The organism is Paenibacillus sp. HJGM_3, assembly GCF_045062745.1.
Classification (GTDB): domain Bacteria; phylum Bacillota; class Bacilli; order Paenibacillales; family NBRC-103111; genus Paenibacillus_AA.
Genome location: NZ_JBJGED010000016.1, coordinates 80,797 through 96,806 on the forward strand (window position 1 = coordinate 80,797; position 16,010 = coordinate 96,806).

The following is a 16,010-nucleotide window of genomic DNA, read 5'->3' on the forward strand; positions in this document are numbered from 1 at the left end:
CAGCGCTCCGTTAAGCCTTGCGATCGAACATCCGGTTGCGATTCGCATAAGACTGATCGTGCATCGGATGTGTATACGTAGCCTCCTGCTCGGGGTAAGCCGCGAACAGGTCGAGCGAATAGTCAATGTAAGCAAGCGAGTGCTCGATTAACTGCTTATTGAGGTAATGGATCGCCTTCAGCTCCCGGACCAGCGTCACCAGCTGTTGCCCGCGAGACATCAGCGCCTCCTTGTCCTCCACCTTCACGACGAGCTTGGCCAAATCACTAATGCTGACCGGCCCTGCCGGGAATAAGCCTCTGCCCCGGAGAAACGCATGCACGGCCTGAATGCGCAGCGCCTCCAGATCCTCGATCAGCTTGGTCAGCTTGTTCTCCTTTTGCGTCAATTGGGCCAGCCGATCAACCTCATTGGCGACGATGACCGACTTTTTGTCCTGACCCAATTGGATCAAGTTCCGATGCGCTTCGATCATCTGATCCAGGATTTTAAGTATCGTTTCCATAGAAAGCCCTTCACCTAGCTCTTTCAGCCCAAAGTTCCGCCCGAAGGCCTTACGACTTCAAATACGGCAGCAGCTTCTCCGCAATCTTCCCGGCTTCTACATGATAAGTCCCGGTAGAAACGGACTGCTTCAGCTCTTGCAGCTTCTGCAGACGCTGTGCATCCGGACTGCCCTGCGCCTCCAGCAGTTCTTGGGCCTCGGACGAGATCCGGACCTCATCCTTCTGTTTCTCCCGTGCGCTCTTCCACTCCGATGTACGCGTCTCTTGGTTCCGATTATAAGGATTCGTTCCTCCAACCGAATGGATACCATTGATTTTCATTCCGACACACCCCGCTCTATAAGTTCCAAACGGTCTGGAACCCGTTTCATATTTCATTTATCGGATAGCGCCACCCTATTGTTTAGAGCAGCGCGGTGGGTAATTAGTGGTATTTCTGCGACAGGACTCGGCATCGTTTAAAGTCGTTTATTGTCATCCCGGTCCTTGATTTGGAAAGTCGGATTCTTCTTCCTTTCTTCCTCCGCCCGACGCAGCACATCTTCCTTCAGATGGTTCATGTCCTTGCTAAGCTTCATCCTGCATGTGTCGCAGATCGTCCCATCCTTCACGGAACCGCCGCACACTTCACAAGCGGTTTGAACATTGGGCGCCTCCCGGTTCGTAATCCGCCCCTCCCGTATGAATCTGGTGATCATGCGCACGCTTACCCCGGTGCCTTCGCTCAGTTCATGCATGCTGCAAGACCGATGCTTCCGCAAATATTCCACACACAGTCGATACTGATCTTCGATTCCCTTCAAGCAAGCCGGACATATATTGTAGTTATTTTTGACATACACCTTGCCGCATTGAGGGCAATTATCCAGATTCATAGCCATTGAAAACCACCCCTTGATTTTTGTGAGCGGGCCTGCGTTCCAATACCGGTGTGGATGCGTTCACCTGGCCCAGGTTAAGCCATAAACCCGTGCAGGGAGATGCTGGCTTATTACTTTGGCGCAATGGTTGAGCGTACTGCCTGTCGTATAGACATCGTCGATGACTACTATACATATCGGACGATAGGGTAGATTAGTGAAGATCCGTTTTTGAGCCTCGGGATGAATGACAAAAGCGTCCTTCAAATCCTCAAATCGGGCCTCGCGGGTCTTGTAGCTTTGCTTGCCGGTATGTTTGGATCGCAGGAGGGTCGGGACCACCGGTATTCGCAACCGCAAGCCTAGCTCTTCCGCCAGCAATTGAGCTTGATTGAAGCCCCGCTCTTCGAAACGCTCCCGGCTAACCGGCACGTAGGTAAGGAAATCGATTTGGGTGGATAGGCTGCCGGACCGCGGATTGTAATGACGATGGTATGTACTCTCCAGCATATCGACGAAAAGATGCTTCAATCGTTCGTCTCCCCGGTACTTAAAGCGGGCGAGCCAGGGTTTAACCGCATCCGTATAACGCACTGCGCTCCGGTTCGCCACGATGAAGGTCTCCTTCCGTCTTGGGCAGTCGTTGCAGTGAGCCCCTCGCCCGCATATGAGGCACTCGATGGGGTCGATCCACTGCAGCTGCTCGGCACAGCGAAAGCAGAGGCGGTTCAAATTTGGAGCGGAGGTCCTGTTCGGCTTCAAATGGATACGATGCCCGCAGTAGGCGCACAAATCAGTGTCAGGACGCAGCAAAGTTTCCAGGGAACGCAGGCCCGTCGGTAGAACCCGGTGCAGCAGCTTCCATAGATGCGCTTTAGTTGGGTGCAGGGTAAGCCCCTCCTTCATTGGATTGGGTCCGTGGGATGAGAAAGCCTTGCCGGCGGGCCAGGCGGTTCATCCGCTTGATTTGGCGGATCGCTCCGGCCAGGGCATTGGTCTTGGCTGAGGAGGCGAAATATACGAATCCGTTCGGATCATCCTTGGATCTTCCGGCGCGGCCGGCCATCTGCACCAGAGAGGCTTCATCGAAGAGGGAGGCGTCCGCTTGAAGGATGAACACGTCGCTCTTGGGTACGGTGACGCCTCGCTCAAGAATCGTTGTCGTGACCAGCATTCGTATACGGCCTTCGCGAAAATCGATCACTTTGTCGGTGCGGTGCGGGTCTTGGGAGGACGTGCCGGCGATGGGGATGCCGGGGAACTTGGCTTGCAGCCTTTGAACGGTCGGGTCGACCTCTCGGATGGCGGAGACGAAGATGAAGAGCTGCGCCCCCCGATTCAGAGAAGCGGCTAGTGCACGCTGGAGTTTTGGCGGCAGAGGATTTTTACGGCGGATCCAGAGGAGACGGGGAACCGGCAGCGGATGGCGATGAAAGCGCACCGGCACGCGCACACTAGCTAGCCGTTTGCGTGCGACGTCGCGCTGCATCGCCGCCGGCGGTGTGGCGGACAGGAACACGTACGTCCCGCCGGGTTTGATGACTTGCGAAGCGGCGTACTGCAGCTCGGGATTATTATGATAGGGAAACGCATCTAGTTCATCAATGATGACGAGGTCGAAAGTCGGCCCGAAGCGCATCAGCTGATGGGTCGTCGCCAGCGTGATGTCGCCGCGCTTCCAGCGGTCCTCGCTCCCTCCGTAGAGCGTGACGAGGGTCCGTTCGGGGAACGCCCGCTGCACACGCGGGCGGAGCTCCAGGACGACGTCGCGCCGCGGGGTGGCGATGAGGACCGTGCCGCCGCGGGCGAGCTCGGCTTCGATGAGCGGGTAGATCATCTCGGTCTTGCCTGCGCCGGTAACGGCCCAGATCAGGAACGAGCGCGGTGGCGCGCCCAATTGTGCTGAAGAGGTGGATTGAGGCAGGTGTGCCGGCGTGGCCGTTAGGGCGGTGGCAGCTCGAGAGGCTCCGGAAGGCGGTTGAGTCGCGGGAATGGGCGAGGTCGCTAAGGCGGAGGCATCCGTTGATGTCAACGAAACGGATGGGGCAAGGGATGGCGATTGTGGCCGTGGAACTGGCGTGGCCGCTTGGGCGCGGGCAGCTCGAGTGGCACGGGAACTCGATCTAGGCGCCGGCTCGTGAGATGGCGAGGCGAGGAACGCGAGCGCGGCCTCCACCGCAGCCCGCTGGGCGGGGCTCAGCCCCCAGCGGGCCAGCGGGTCGCCGCCATTGCCCGGCGACGCCTCCTCACGCGTGAGGGCCGGCGGCATCGCGCTCGGCACCGCCACGAGCGGCACAGGCTGCGGCACCACCGGCAGCTGCCGCTCTGGCGCGCGCCCGCGGACGAGCAGCGAGCACTGCCGCTGCCGGCCCATCCCGAGGCACGCCTCGCAGTACGCGCACGGCCCGCCGCAATGCGGGCACGCCGTCGCGTGCAAGCGCGCGCCTCCGCTGCCGCAGCGGCGGCAGCGCAACCCCGCCCCGCGCCGCGAACCGCGCGCGGGCCACCACCACCGGGCTCGCGGCACGCGCTCGAGCCCGGTCAAGAGCTGGGCCGCGCCCCGCAGGGCGGCGGCCTGCAGGTACCGGGCCTCCTCCCCCCGGGGGAGGGGGAGGCCCGCCTGCTCGAGCAAGCCCGCGAGTTCGTCGCGGGTGAGGGAGCGGCCCTGGAGCAGCGCCTCCAGCTGCTCCAGGACGTCAAGCCGAAGCTCAGGCGCACGGCTCGTCCCTACAGTCGCAGGGCTCCCCCCAGCCTCGGCCCCTCCTCGCGTTGGCCCTACAGTTTCAGCTGCTCCCATCGCCTCCCACTCAGCTCGGCCGCTCCCAGCCCCTCCTCGCGTTGGCCCTACTGCTTCAGCAGCTCCCATCGTCCCCCACTCAGCTCGGCCGCTCCCAGCCCCTCCCCACGTTCGCCCCACATCTTCAGCCGCCCCCAACGCTTCCCGCTCATCCCGATACTCCCCCGCTCCTCCCAACTCCCCCCCTACATATTGCTCCCACTCAACACGCCTCAGCCTGAATTGACCTGCCACCGCCTCCGGAACCCCAGCATCCCGTCCCCCAGCCTGAATCAGCCGCAACCAGCCCTCTTCCGTCCGAGGCCGCCGCCTTGTATCCTCCAGCTGCATCCGCAGCGCATGGGCTTGTCCCAGCGACAATTCGGGCTCGAGCACGACCATGGAGACCACTCCACCGTACGGCTCGAACCAGAAGGCGCCATCCACCTCAACCGCCACACTAACATTCCATTTCCACTGCAGCTTCCTGACAAGCGCGTACAAAACGGCTTTCATATGACCTCCTGACAACTCCAATTTTCTCCCCCGTTTACCGTCACCCTGGATCTCAGCCAAGGAGTAACCTTTTCCATTGAAAGCGATTTCCTAATGAACTAGCGGAATCTTTTGCAGTTCGGGCTCGTTGCTGAGACGCACCAGAATAACTTCCTCCTGCTCGTACTGGGCGATCACCTGATCGAGTGCATCGGGGCCAACCAAGGGCATGCACTCGATTTCCTCCGGCCGATCGGCGGCCATGCGTTTCACAATCGTTAGCGTCTCATCGGTCGAGCCTTCATCCAGCAAATGCACCTTGACCTTCCGACCCTTGAACCAGGAGAACAGCAGCAGGGAGCGCAGGTACCATTCCACATGAAGCTCGTTGTTTTTCGTGATCAACAAATAAGTCAGCGGCTTCCTTCGGTTCCAGCGAAACACGGAATGACAAAAATGGACCAAAGCAATAGCCGAACCATAGCTTCCCACAATCAAAAGCAATCCGACAATCATAGCGGCACCCTCCCTTAAATCCAGTATATGCCGTTATGCTGCCTATGGTTCCAACTCTGCCGGTCCTATTCTTTAGGAAACCGTATATTTTTGAGGCGCTCGAAGCGCGTTGCTTATAAGGTCACCCACCCATTTTTAATCGCGATAATGACCGCTTGGGTCCGATCTTCAACCTCCATTTTTTGCAAAATGCTGCTCACATGGTTCTTAACCGTCTTTTCGCTAATGAACAAAATCTCGCCGATCGACTTGTTGCTCTTGCCCTCCGCGAGCAGACGCAACACTTCCGCCTCCCGACGGGTGAGCGGGCTATTCGGCTGATGGATGTACTTCACGCCCGCTTCACGCGCGCTGTTGTCTCCCCCGGCCACTCCGCTTGTATCCAGATAGGTCATGCGCCGCAATTGGTTGATCAGCTTGCCGGTTACCTTCGGATGTATGTAAGCATGCCCCGCCACGACGGACCGAATCGCATTAATGAGCGACTCCGCCTCCATATCCTTCAGCAAGTAGCCGGAAGCCCCTTTGCGCAGCGTCTCGAACACGTAGCTCTCATCGTCATGAATGGATAGGATGATGACCTTGATCTCCGGGAAAAACTCCTTCAGCCGCTCCGTGGCCACCACGCCGTTCTCGATCGGCATGTTGATGTCCATTAGCACGACGTCCGGACGAAGCTCGTTGCACAGCTCGACGACTTGGATGCCGTCTCCGCACTCCCCGATAACCTCGAAATCGATCTCCATGTTCAAAATCCGTTTGACGCCCTCCCGCAGCAGCTGGTGGTCATCGGCGATGACAATATTGACGGTGCGGCTTGCTTCCATTGCCTCAATCCTCCTTGAATTCGACGCTGATCGGAATCAGCATGACGATTTTGGTTCCGGCATTCACGGCAGATTCCAGGTCCATGCGGCCCTCTAATAGCTCGACGCGCTCCCGCATGCCCATGATGCCGAAATGCGAATTGCCTTTGTTGATCTGCAGCTCCATCCGTTCGAGACTGAAGCCTACTCCATTGTCCTGGATGACGAGCTTGACCATCTGCTTTTGGAACGTCACTTCTACGAATACATAACTGGCTCTGGCGTGCTTGACCACATTCGATAGCGCTTCCTGTACGAGGCGGAAGATGGCTACCTCCATCGCGGAGGGAAGCCGGCTCTCGACACCTACGACTTCGAACTTCATCCGGATCCGCGAGCGATCCTCGAAATCCTGTATGTATTTGCGCAGCGTTGGGATGAGCCCCAGATCGTCAAGCGCCATAGGCCGGAGGTTGAAAATAATTTTGCGCACTTCCTCCAGTCCGGATCGCACTTGCGTCTTCAAATCGGACAGCTCTTCCTTGACGGCCCCGTATTCGCTCCGCGCCAGCATCCGCTCGGCGATCTCCGAGCGTAGTACGATGTTGGCCATCGCTTGCGCCGGTCCGTCATGAATTTCCCTTGCTATGCGCTTGCGCTCTTCTTCTTGGGCGAGGATGATCTTCAGCCCTACGATTTGCCGGTTTTTGGCCGACTCCAGAATACGGGTTACCTGATTCAGATCGCCGGACAAATATTCGAGCACGACGTTCATCTGCATGACGATTGCTTCCGCCCGCTCTATTTGCCGCTCCAGGTTCTTGATCCGCTTCTGCAGCTCGTCCCGCCGGTTTCTTAGCTGATGCTCCTTCTCCCTCGCAATCGTCAGCTGCAGTTGAAGCTGTGTGGCCGCTTCGTACGCAACCCGGATGTCCTCTTCCTTGAAACGGTGAAAATCCCGGCTCACTTCCGTAAGCCGGATTCTGGCCCGTTTGTATTCAATCTCAAGCCGGTCGACCTGATCGATCATCTGGGAGGCTTCGTCCTTCACCTGCTGGAGTTCCTTGTTCAGCGCCTCCCATTCGGAACGCACGCTTTCGGCAATTTCAAAGATTTGATATTTGCTAGACTCCATGACCCCTATGGCGTTTTTAATGACTTTGTCGATCGCATCGAATTGCAAGCCAACCAGAGCCCCTTTTTTCGCATTTGAGAACGAATCCGTCCCGGAATCCCATATTCCTTCTCTACATACTACCATATTTCTAGAGCTTTTGACGTGATGATATGGAACTAAATTATTCCAGCGTGACTGAATATGTCGATTGATCCCATCCTACCTTCCATCCCATTTTCTCCGACAAAAGTCTTAGAGGCACCATGGTCCGCTCCCCTACCAGCATGGGAGCTACTTCCGCCGTAACCACTTGCCCATCGATAATTAGGTCCGGCTTGTCGAGCCACATCTCCGCGTAGTGACTATCCTTGACCACCGTCACCTTGCGTTCCGCATCGCTCCAGGTCAATTGACCTCCCATGGCTTCTACCACGAACCGTACCGGCACCATGGTGTTGTCTTTGTGCAGAATCGGCGCTTGATCCAGCTCGATGGTTGTTTGATTGACCGTCATGGTTGTGCGATTGATCGCCAGTTTGACGAGATTCCGTGTCGCGTCGACCGTTGGCGCATATTGGAACGAAACGTCGTCGAATAGCACTTCGCCTTTACTAGCGCGCTCGTCCTGTCCTTGGGCCGGATTCGCCACGTACAGCCGCTTCAGCGTAATCGGATAGGCGACGCCATAAGAGCTAAGATCGGCCGTGAGCGTCTTCCAGTCCGTCCAGTTCATGTTCTGGCTCAGATCGATCAGCTTTGATGCGCCTTTCGCATCGATCACTTCGGCACGCACCCAGTTGAAGCTGTTGTCGCCCTTCACCTTCACCGACAGCGTCTGCGGTTGGCCTTGCACCTGAATGCCACTGCCACCGAGTACCGCGTAAGCCGCTTTCGTGCCGGTTCCACCCGTGAAATCATAATTAATCGACAAGGCGTAAGCGCCCGAAGGTACATTCGCCGCGGATAGGCGTTTCGCCGTCCCCTTCACTTCTGCCGGGAAACCGGTGAATGTGACCGGTGCCTTGTCCGTCTCAAAATCCAGCAATGTCTGCATCTGCCCCAGCGGCAGCGTCAGCATCGTCGTAAACCCGTCGTATTGCGCATACACGCGTCCCAGTTTGACGCCCGGGTCGATCGATTGCACCGTCAGCTTGTCGCCGTCGAACTGCCCTTTGAAGCCTTCCAGCTTCCATTGAATCCCTTGAGCCGGTACCGTCCGTGTCACGCCTTGCTTTGTAGTCGCGACTACCGGAAGTCTGTATATCGCGTTCGGCAGCAGCACGTTGGATGACGGTTGGATCTTCAGGCTGCTCAGCTGGTCCCGTCCGATAATCTCCACATCCAGCTTTTTCGTTGCTGTTCCGGAGGTTACCGTCAAGGTCGTCTTTCCTGGCTTTTGAGCGGTAAATGTGTTGCCTTCCCACGTCCCGATCGGCTGCGAGCTGGACCATTGGGCCTGGGCCCCATTCGATCCGAATTGGACCGGATTGTAGTAATTGTCGTAGGCCTTTAGGCTATAAGAGGCCTTCTCCTGAAGGAACAACGTTGTAGGCCCCTTCACCAGAATGTCCTTGACGTCGGCCTTCGGCGCCATGGAGAACACCCCTACGCCGTTCACCACTTTACGCTCGTACCCGCTTCCATACTCGGTGTTGTTGGTCAAGACCGTTTGGAATTCGCCCAGGGGCCGGGTGACCAATTGCGTGGATCCGCCTCCGTCGAGGTTCAACCCTTTCCAGACCCCGATCTTGATCATGAATTGCTGCAGTTCGGGCAAGCTGAGCCCTTTGCTGTCGCCTGCATTGTCCGCTGTGATCAAGTACGCGAAGCGCTGGTCCTTGGAATACCCCATCGCCGTTCTGGAGCGATAGCCGCCAATATCCGACACATCTCGCGAGAAGTAGGACGGTTTGCCTTCATCGACCAAAATCGTATGGCCGCCGATCATCATTTTGAAGTTGGCCGCGTCGTAATTTTTGCTAAAATCCTGTCCGAATACTTTATAATCCGCTGCGATCTTGTCCCCTACCTTCAGGTGCTGGCGGACGAATTCGTCAGCTTTCCCGGAAGCTCTTAGAATGTACCCGTCGACGGGAGCGATCTCATTGATAATGCCTGTAGTTACAATCTTTTCGACGACTCCGTTCCGCACTAGAACCTCGGTCGGGACGGTTACCCCGTCATTGGACCGGTCGACCTGTCCCCACGTATTCGTGTACATGAACAGTCCGTCGATCATGCTATGCTTGTCCTGCTCGTGGATCCCATCGGCTTCGAACCAGTAATAGGTCTTGTTCACCCCGCCCAGCGGATAGGTCGCTCCGTCTTTGGCCGTCACTTGGCCTTGGAAGGTGAAGAGATCTACGATCGGCTTGTTGTCCTTTGTTAGGGCAAAGGAGAAAAAGCCTGGCAAATAAGGAGGCGTCGCGAGCAGCTTGCCGCTCATGACTTGCGGGCCCATCGGCACCCCTTCGGCCTGCGTATTGTAGAAGTCCCCATTGATCGCGGCTACCGCGCCGGTCTCATTCGCCATTTCGCGCACGGTTTGCTTCTTCGTGAACTGCCCCTTAGTCCCGGCCATGGTATCCAGACGCACCATCGGGTTCTGGAGGTCGACCTCGACTACGTCTGCTTTTACTTTTACCGGCGTTTTGTTGCGGTCGAAATTGTACTCATAGTGCTTCAGGATGGCACCATATGTCAGCGGCTCCTGACTGATGAACGTCACGGGTGAATCGGCCGGACTGGCTGCTTTGGCCGGAATCGCGGTTGTCGTCCATATGGCCTGCAGGAGCACGGCCGCGGCTAAGGCGGGGATGAGTTTCCGTTTCTTCGTTTGGGCAGTAGGTTCTGCTTGAGGGGGGACTGATTGGAAGCCTGACATAACCTTTTTCCTCTCCATCTCTCGTTAGTTGGTATCTCTCTCTAGTAATATAGACTCTGCTTTTAGCCAAAAAGTTACGATCTTTTTACCGGTTGTCGCCGGAACGTGACTTTAGGCCTGCTTTATAGCATTCGTAGCAGAGTTCGACTTTTGAGAGGATGGAGAGGCGCGAATCTCAGGTTATACTAGCACGGGTTCTTTTGCAGGTTGGAAGGCTGTTGGGCATAGGCTTTCGTATAGCAGCGCTTGCAGTTCTAGGGAGCGAAGTTGTTGGACGGGGTCTTTCCATATCCGTAACAAAGTGCGTACTTCGTCGGAATCAAACCAGTTCAGGAACATCATAGCTCGGATCGACATCAGACTGATGGCGTTCGCCTTCTCGTGGATCGAGGAGTGTTGTTGATTGCGTGCTAGCCATTCGTCTAGCGGAAATTGTTTGTAGGCATACCGGATCAGCACAGGATGGGTTTGCCTGAGGTGCTGGACTAGTTTCAGCACTCCATTCAAGATTCGTGGATAGCTCGCCAACCGATCGGAACTCACATAATCCGAGAACCACTGGTCGAATCCGGCTTCGCTATCGCTTCTTTTGGATAAGTAAGGCTTGGCCTGGAGCAGCAGCTGGATGAGACATGCTTCTAACACCACGGTTTCGAGCGGTGATCCCGTCAAAGCTAAAGCATGCATATCGAATTTCTTAAAAGACATAGGAATGCCGATGAACCGGCGGACTGCCATGTCGAACATAAGCTTTAATTCCAGATCGGCGGGTGACAGCTGTTCAAAGACCTGCACTAGCTTAATTTTTAGCCTAAGTGTGGGAGCATAAGGACGAACTCCTGTTGGAGTGTACAGGCGGGTAAATAAGTGATCCGCGATAGTGAAGTCGATACGGTTTTCGATTTTGCTCCAGAAGGGGTGATTCGGGATCTCGGAAAATGTAATGTGGTCGGAAATGGTGAGGGCTCCGAAATTGTGGAATTTGCTTGGTTTGAACGTTGTCGCTTGCTTGACTATGGCCTCCGCATACGCCTTAGCCGCCATATATTCTAGCTGTCTGCTTTTGCGAGTTTCCTTGATGGGCTTCATCTTTAACTTTGATTTCTTATCCAAATGAGCGAGTACTACTATTCTTCTCAACGGCCCAACCCCTTTTTTTCTTCAATTTCCTATATTATACAACAATTCTCGCATAAATCTAGGTCTTTTGGGAGATTTTAACTGTTATATTTTCCGTGCAATTTCGGCAAAATCATACAAAAAACCACCCTATTCGCGATTCAAGGGATTCGCTCATAGAGTGGTCTGCGGTGATGTGTTTCGCGGTGCCTGTTGGGTTCTAGACGAGCGCTTCTTTGCGCAGCTGCTCGGCTTTGTCCGTGCGCTCCCACGGTACATCGATATCGGTGCGGCCGAAGTGGCCGTAAGCAGCCGTTTGGCGATAGATCGGGTTGCGGAGCTGCAGTTCCTTGATGATGCCGGCCGGACGCAAGTCGAAGTTGCTGCGAATCACTTCCACCAGCTTCTCTTCGCTCACCTTGCCTGTACCGAACGTGTCGACGGAGATCGACACTGGACGCGCTACCCCAATGGCATACGCCAATTGGATCTCGCATTTGTCGGCCAGGCCAGCGGCGACGATATTCTTAGCTACATAGCGCGCAGCGTATGCCGCGGAACGGTCGACCTTCGTCGGATCCTTACCAGAGAATGCGCCGCCGCCATGACGAGCGTAACCGCCGTAGGTGTCGACGATAATCTTGCGGCCGGTCAAGCCAGCATCACCTTGCGGTCCGCCGATGACGAACCGACCTGTTGGGTTGATGAAGTAGTTCGTGGCTGCGTCCAGCCATTCAGCCGGTACAACCGGTTTGATCACGTGCTCTTTGATATCGTTTTGGATTTGCTCCAGGGTGATTTCTTCGGCATGCTGCGTCGAGACGACGATTGCATCTACCCGAACCGGTTTGTTGTTCTCGTCATATTCGACGGTCACTTGCGTCTTGCCATCTGGACGCAGGTAAGGCAATGTTCCATTCTTGCGCACTTCGGACAAGCGGCGAGCGAGACGGTGCGCCAAGGCGATTGGCAATGGCATCAGTTCAGGAGTCTCGTTCACGGCGAACCCGAACATGAGGCCTTGGTCCCCGGCGCCGAGCGCTTCGATCTGCTCGTCCGTCATGGTGCCCTCTTTGGCCTCCAGAGCCTTGTCGACGCCCATTGCGATGTCGGCGGACTGCTCGTTCAGCGAAGTCAATACCGCGCAAGTTGACGCGTCAAAGCCGTACTTCGCACGGGTATAGCCGATTTCCTTAATCGTTTTGCGAACGATCGCCGGAATATCGACATAATCGGCGCTGCTGCTAATTTCCCCGATCACGAGCACCAAGCCCGTCGCTACGGATACTTCGCAAGCTACGCGCGCATTGGGATCGTTTTGCAGGAATGCATCCAGCACGGCGTCCGAGATTTGATCGCATATTTTATCCGGATGTCCCTCTGTTACCGACTCGGATGTGAACAAACGTCTGCCCTTCGTTACTGCCATGTGTGAATCAACCTCCTGGAACATAGTATATAATAAGATCATTGAATCTACACACGAAGCGTTCTCCGCCCAAAAAAATGAACCTTTTCCGATTGGAAAAGGTTGCATCTGATAGCATGACCTTCAACATAAAATTTTACTGGATTTGTCGACAGGTGTCAACAAAAGGAACGCCCAAAGATGATGGTTAAGATTGCAAAGTTTGCATGGATTGTTGCTGCGCATATTGAACCAGACGTTGCGTAATGGTGCCTCCTACGGCGCCAGCATCCCGGGACGTCACATGCCCCCAATAATCCTCGCCTACACTGCCGGCTGCCACCGTACCGAGCTCGGTTGCAAATTCGACATTATGCACGCTGGACCGGCCGGCGCCCACGGGAATGCCTAGCTCTGCGGCAATTTCGTATTTCATTTGATCCAAGGCTTTGCTGCACTCGGGTACCAGTTGTCGATTTCTAGCCATCTACAGAGACCTCCTTGAGTGGTGTATCTATAGTATGGCTGGGGTGACTTTGTTCACCCGTCCATCTTGTTGTCAGAACCGGGGAAAACAGGTTAAGGAATAATATAGCCGCCGCGCACCATAATATAGATGTCGCCTACATTTTTGGGATCCGGCTTAACGCCGCGTCCTTCACGCGGGAAGATCAACAGGTGGTTGTTCTCGACGGCTGCTCCGGCTGGGATGTCTTTACCTGCAGTTACGTCGGGGATGCCGTTATCGTCGTTGCTCACCGCTATCGTTTTGCCGGTACGTACGATCAGCTCCGCGCCTACGCCGGCATAGATCGTCTTGCCTGGGGGAAGCTGGACGACTTGGAGCTGCCCGTCAACGCTTGTCCCGGTGCCCGGAGTCGTTCCAGTACCCGAACCTGTTCCTGGGCTTCCAGTGCCCGATCCTAGCCCTCCTGCGGCCAGCTCCTGCTTCAATTTCGCGATCTCCGCTGCCACGGCCTGCTGAATCGCCGCATCGGTCGCCGGTTGCTTCGTAATCGCTTCGGCCACCTTTTGATTGATTTGCTGGTCAAAATAGCTCTTGGTGATCACAGGGTCGTCTACAGAGCCCGGTTGCGTGCTGCTTGTCGTGCCCCCGTCCGCTGCATTCGAGATGATCGTTGTACCCAGCCAGATGGCTCCGCCTAACAATACAGGGACGTAGAGCAATTTCAGTTTCTTAGGATGCATCGGTTCTCCTCCCGTGTCTAGCAATCTCCTTCCCTACTATAGCACAGAGAGCCGAGCCGTGTCTCCGCAGACACAGACTCGGCACTTTGGTGTTCAAACGTTTGATTAATCTGAATAAACAAACCAATCCAATTCTTTAGATGCGATTAATTTTTTGTGATCCTTGAATTGCTGGTAGATGTTTAATTTATATTTTTGCAGGTTTTGAGTTTTATAAATCAGCTCTGTATCCGTCAAATTGAATTCCATCGAATTAGTACCCAACTGAAGAACCGTTGTGCTTCCCGCTTGAGCCGCTGTTTCAACATCCAGGACTTGCGACAGTTTTGCCAGTCCTTTCACATCTTCCATTTCGAACACAATTTTGTAATCCTGGGCATTGACTTCAATACCTGCTTGCTTCTGCAGGTCATAGTTGAAACTCACTTTCACATTATTGCTCGCTTGGCCGATCTTAATGGAAGTCCCCACCTTGCTGAGGCTGAGCTGATACGGGAACATTTCAATATTTTTGATCTCATTAATCGGTGTCGTGTTCTCAACTGGCATTGCAAACGAAACGGCATTAACGTAGGAGTCCGGCTTGCCATCTCCAGTTGTAAATTTACCATCGGTTAAGGCCTCACCAATAATCAATTGATTCACCTGATTAGACCCATCCTTCATGAACGAGGCCGAAACATTCAGGAGTGCCTTATTGGAAGGGGCGATCTTATTCTTGATTTGGCTAAGCTCCGCGGGGATCATTGTGCCATCGGTTGTTTTGAAATAAGCTACGAGCTTACTGAGATCATTCATGCGTTTTTCACTATTCTGTACACTTAACTGCACAGCGAATACTTCAGAGGTCTTTCCCTGGAACGTTTGGATTGAATGAATTTGATACTCGCCACTCCGGCCTACACCGCCAATACCAATGCTTTCTCCGGCTTTAACAAGCGGCACGCTGTCCATCGTGGAGCTTACTTTGAATTGAACAAGCTCGGATCCCGTTGTGTCTCCAGTTGGAGTTGTAGTCCCTCCAGTGCTTGCTGCTTCTTGAAGCACAATCGTAACATCCGAGAATTCGTAAGTATACGGAATTTTCCCTACCAACTGAACTTCTACATCTTTATCCGAACGAAGTCCAATTACATTGTCCAGCCGAATAAGCTTCGCATCCACCTTCACATTGTCGTCCAACTTGAAGTATCCGCTGAGATTCGGAATGGGCAATGACCTATCTTCACTGGTTCGTAAACTTAACTTCACTGAGATCAAATCTTGATCTTCCCAAGGCAACCGTTCAATCGTCTCCAGTTTCGCGATATAGGTACCGTCTTTACTGGTAAAGGATTGCTCTTTCTCGGTGGACAGCTCCGACTCAACCGGCTTTGGCACCTCAAATACGCCTAATGTCAAGTTAACGGCTCCCGTATTGCCGGTATCGGCGACTTGCTCCACAACCAACTGCCACCCTTCAGCGCTGATCGATTTAGGAATCGTGCCACTTAGCGTTATTTCCTTCTTCATAAGCGGATCAATCGTTGTTTTATCTGTAAGGTTCGTTGTTTGTAGCGGGTATTGAAGACCATCTGGTGTCCGAATCGAGAATTGGAGCTGCGGCAACTTCAGACTACGGGTGTCCGCATTTTGCAACTCCACAAGCAAGGTAGGTAAGTAATTGTCTTGGTTGCTAGCAATCGTTGCTTTCTTAATGCTTGTCGTAACCGCCGTTTTTAAAATCTGTAGATTCCTTTTCCGATACGCAGGCACCACATTGTTATAATCTGCCGGATACGTGATTTCCCCTAAGTTCTTTTCGAACCCTGGAATACTGAAATCCCACTTGATGATTTTGAAAATCAAATCGGCTAGCCCAACCGTAGGCCCCACTTTAGCATAGAACATGATTTCTTGACTCGATTGTGGGGAAATGGTGTTTTTGTCCTTATCCTGAGGCGCCACATTCACCGTGTATTTGATTCCCGAAGTGGACTGCAGTTTGATCCAGTAATCAATCAGTGAAAGATCGCTGGCCTCTCCGTTGTAAATCTTAACTCTGAAGTTCACCACATTCTGATCGGAACCAACCGAGAGATTCGCTTCCTTGATCTCAAAATAACTTTTATCTGTTATGTATACCGATCCTACTGATGGGAGATTGTACAATTCATTACTCGCTGTTATTTGTGCTTGGTCCGCATAAGCATACGGTACTACTGCTCCCGCTAAAAGGGTGAATACCACTGCCGATTGGACCGTTAATCGCTTGAACCTTGATGGCTTTGCCACGTTGTCGGGCCTCCTCCTACTTGGGAATAAATAGATTTTA

General features: G+C 54.2%; 14 protein-coding genes. All 14 read right to left on the reverse strand.

The window, feature by feature from the left end; all coding sequences use genetic code 11:
• Positions 1 to 10 precede the first annotated feature (10 nt).
• On the reverse strand, positions 11 to 505 hold the full coding sequence (locus ACI5FR_RS18220; RefSeq protein WP_405456841.1) for a flagellar protein FlgN: 495 nt from the start codon (positions 503 to 505) through the stop codon (positions 11 to 13).
• Between the two features lie 49 nt (positions 506 to 554).
• The gene (flgM, locus tag ACI5FR_RS18225) at positions 555 to 827 is read right to left on the reverse strand and encodes a flagellar biosynthesis anti-sigma factor FlgM (protein WP_405456842.1); all 273 of its coding nucleotides are present in this window, start codon (positions 825 to 827) and stop codon (positions 555 to 557) included.
• A gap of 137 nt (positions 828 to 964) precedes the next feature.
• Positions 965 to 1,387, reverse strand: a complete 423-nt coding sequence (locus ACI5FR_RS18230) for a flagellar protein (protein WP_405456845.1) — start codon at positions 1,385 to 1,387, stop codon at positions 965 to 967.
• Between the two features lie 60 nt (positions 1,388 to 1,447).
• Entirely contained in the window at positions 1,448 to 1,978 is a 531-nt protein-coding gene (locus ACI5FR_RS18235; RefSeq protein ID WP_405456847.1) for a ComF family protein, read from the reverse strand.
• A gap of 262 nt (positions 1,979 to 2,240) precedes the next feature.
• The gene (locus ACI5FR_RS18240; RefSeq protein WP_405456849.1) at positions 2,241 to 4,658 is read right to left on the reverse strand and encodes a helicase-related protein; all 2,418 of its coding nucleotides are present in this window, start codon (positions 4,656 to 4,658) and stop codon (positions 2,241 to 2,243) included.
• A 90-nt stretch (positions 4,659 to 4,748) separates the two neighbouring features.
• The gene (locus ACI5FR_RS18245) at positions 4,749 to 5,153 is read right to left on the reverse strand and encodes a glycosyltransferase family 2 protein (protein WP_405456851.1); all 405 of its coding nucleotides are present in this window, start codon (positions 5,151 to 5,153) and stop codon (positions 4,749 to 4,751) included.
• Positions 5,154 to 5,266: 113 nt separating this feature from the next.
• Complete coding sequence (locus tag ACI5FR_RS18250) at positions 5,267 to 5,980, reverse strand: response regulator (protein ID WP_405456852.1); 714 nt, start codon at positions 5,978 to 5,980, stop codon at positions 5,267 to 5,269.
• Positions 5,981 to 5,984: 4 nt separating this feature from the next.
• Positions 5,985 to 7,142 (reverse strand): sensor histidine kinase, encoded by a 1,158-nt coding sequence (locus ACI5FR_RS18255; protein WP_405456854.1) that lies wholly within the window; start codon positions 7,140 to 7,142, stop codon positions 5,985 to 5,987.
• Between the two features lie 115 nt (positions 7,143 to 7,257).
• Entirely contained in the window at positions 7,258 to 9,960 is a 2,703-nt protein-coding gene (locus tag ACI5FR_RS18260) for a stalk domain-containing protein (protein ID WP_405456856.1), read from the reverse strand.
• A gap of 180 nt (positions 9,961 to 10,140) precedes the next feature.
• Positions 10,141 to 11,100, reverse strand: a complete 960-nt coding sequence (locus ACI5FR_RS18265) for a transposase (protein WP_405456857.1) — start codon at positions 11,098 to 11,100, stop codon at positions 10,141 to 10,143.
• A gap of 199 nt (positions 11,101 to 11,299) precedes the next feature.
• A complete protein-coding gene (gene metK, locus ACI5FR_RS18270) occupies positions 11,300 to 12,508 on the reverse strand; it encodes a methionine adenosyltransferase (protein WP_405456859.1) in 1,209 nt (402 codons plus the stop codon).
• A gap of 187 nt (positions 12,509 to 12,695) precedes the next feature.
• On the reverse strand, positions 12,696 to 12,974 hold the full coding sequence (locus ACI5FR_RS18275) for an alpha/beta-type small acid-soluble spore protein (RefSeq protein WP_405456861.1): 279 nt from the start codon (positions 12,972 to 12,974) through the stop codon (positions 12,696 to 12,698).
• Between the two features lie 92 nt (positions 12,975 to 13,066).
• Entirely contained in the window at positions 13,067 to 13,696 is a 630-nt protein-coding gene (locus tag ACI5FR_RS18280) for a hypothetical protein (protein WP_405456862.1), read from the reverse strand.
• A gap of 105 nt (positions 13,697 to 13,801) precedes the next feature.
• The gene (locus ACI5FR_RS18285) at positions 13,802 to 15,970 is read right to left on the reverse strand and encodes a hypothetical protein (RefSeq protein WP_405456864.1); all 2,169 of its coding nucleotides are present in this window, start codon (positions 15,968 to 15,970) and stop codon (positions 13,802 to 13,804) included.
• Positions 15,971 to 16,010 lie beyond the last annotated feature (40 nt).

Excerpts from the sequence above, each read along its gene's own strand:
- ACI5FR_RS18220 (WP_405456841.1), bottom strand. The coding sequence starts at position 505 with ATGGAAACGATACTTAAAATCCTGGATCAGATGATCGAAGCGCATCGG.
- flgM (WP_405456842.1), bottom strand. The coding sequence starts at position 827 with ATGAAAATCAATGGTATCCATTCGGTTGGAGGAACGAATCCTTATAAT.
- ACI5FR_RS18230 (WP_405456845.1), bottom strand. The coding sequence starts at position 1,387 with ATGGCTATGAATCTGGATAATTGCCCTCAATGCGGCAAGGTGTATGTC.
- ACI5FR_RS18240 (WP_405456849.1), bottom strand. The coding sequence starts at position 4,658 with ATGAAAGCCGTTTTGTACGCGCTTGTCAGGAAGCTGCAGTGGAAATGG.
- ACI5FR_RS18245 (WP_405456851.1), bottom strand. The coding sequence starts at position 5,153 with ATGATTGTCGGATTGCTTTTGATTGTGGGAAGCTATGGTTCGGCTATT.
- ACI5FR_RS18250 (WP_405456852.1), bottom strand. The coding sequence starts at position 5,980 with ATGGAAGCAAGCCGCACCGTCAATATTGTCATCGCCGATGACCACCAG.
- ACI5FR_RS18260 (WP_405456856.1), bottom strand. The coding sequence starts at position 9,960 with ATGTCAGGCTTCCAATCAGTCCCCCCTCAAGCAGAACCTACTGCCCAA.
- metK (WP_405456859.1), bottom strand. The coding sequence starts at position 12,508 with ATGGCAGTAACGAAGGGCAGACGTTTGTTCACATCCGAGTCGGTAACA.
- ACI5FR_RS18275 (WP_405456861.1), bottom strand. The coding sequence starts at position 12,974 with ATGGCTAGAAATCGACAACTGGTACCCGAGTGCAGCAAAGCCTTGGAT.
- ACI5FR_RS18280 (WP_405456862.1), bottom strand. The coding sequence starts at position 13,696 with ATGCATCCTAAGAAACTGAAATTGCTCTACGTCCCTGTATTGTTAGGC.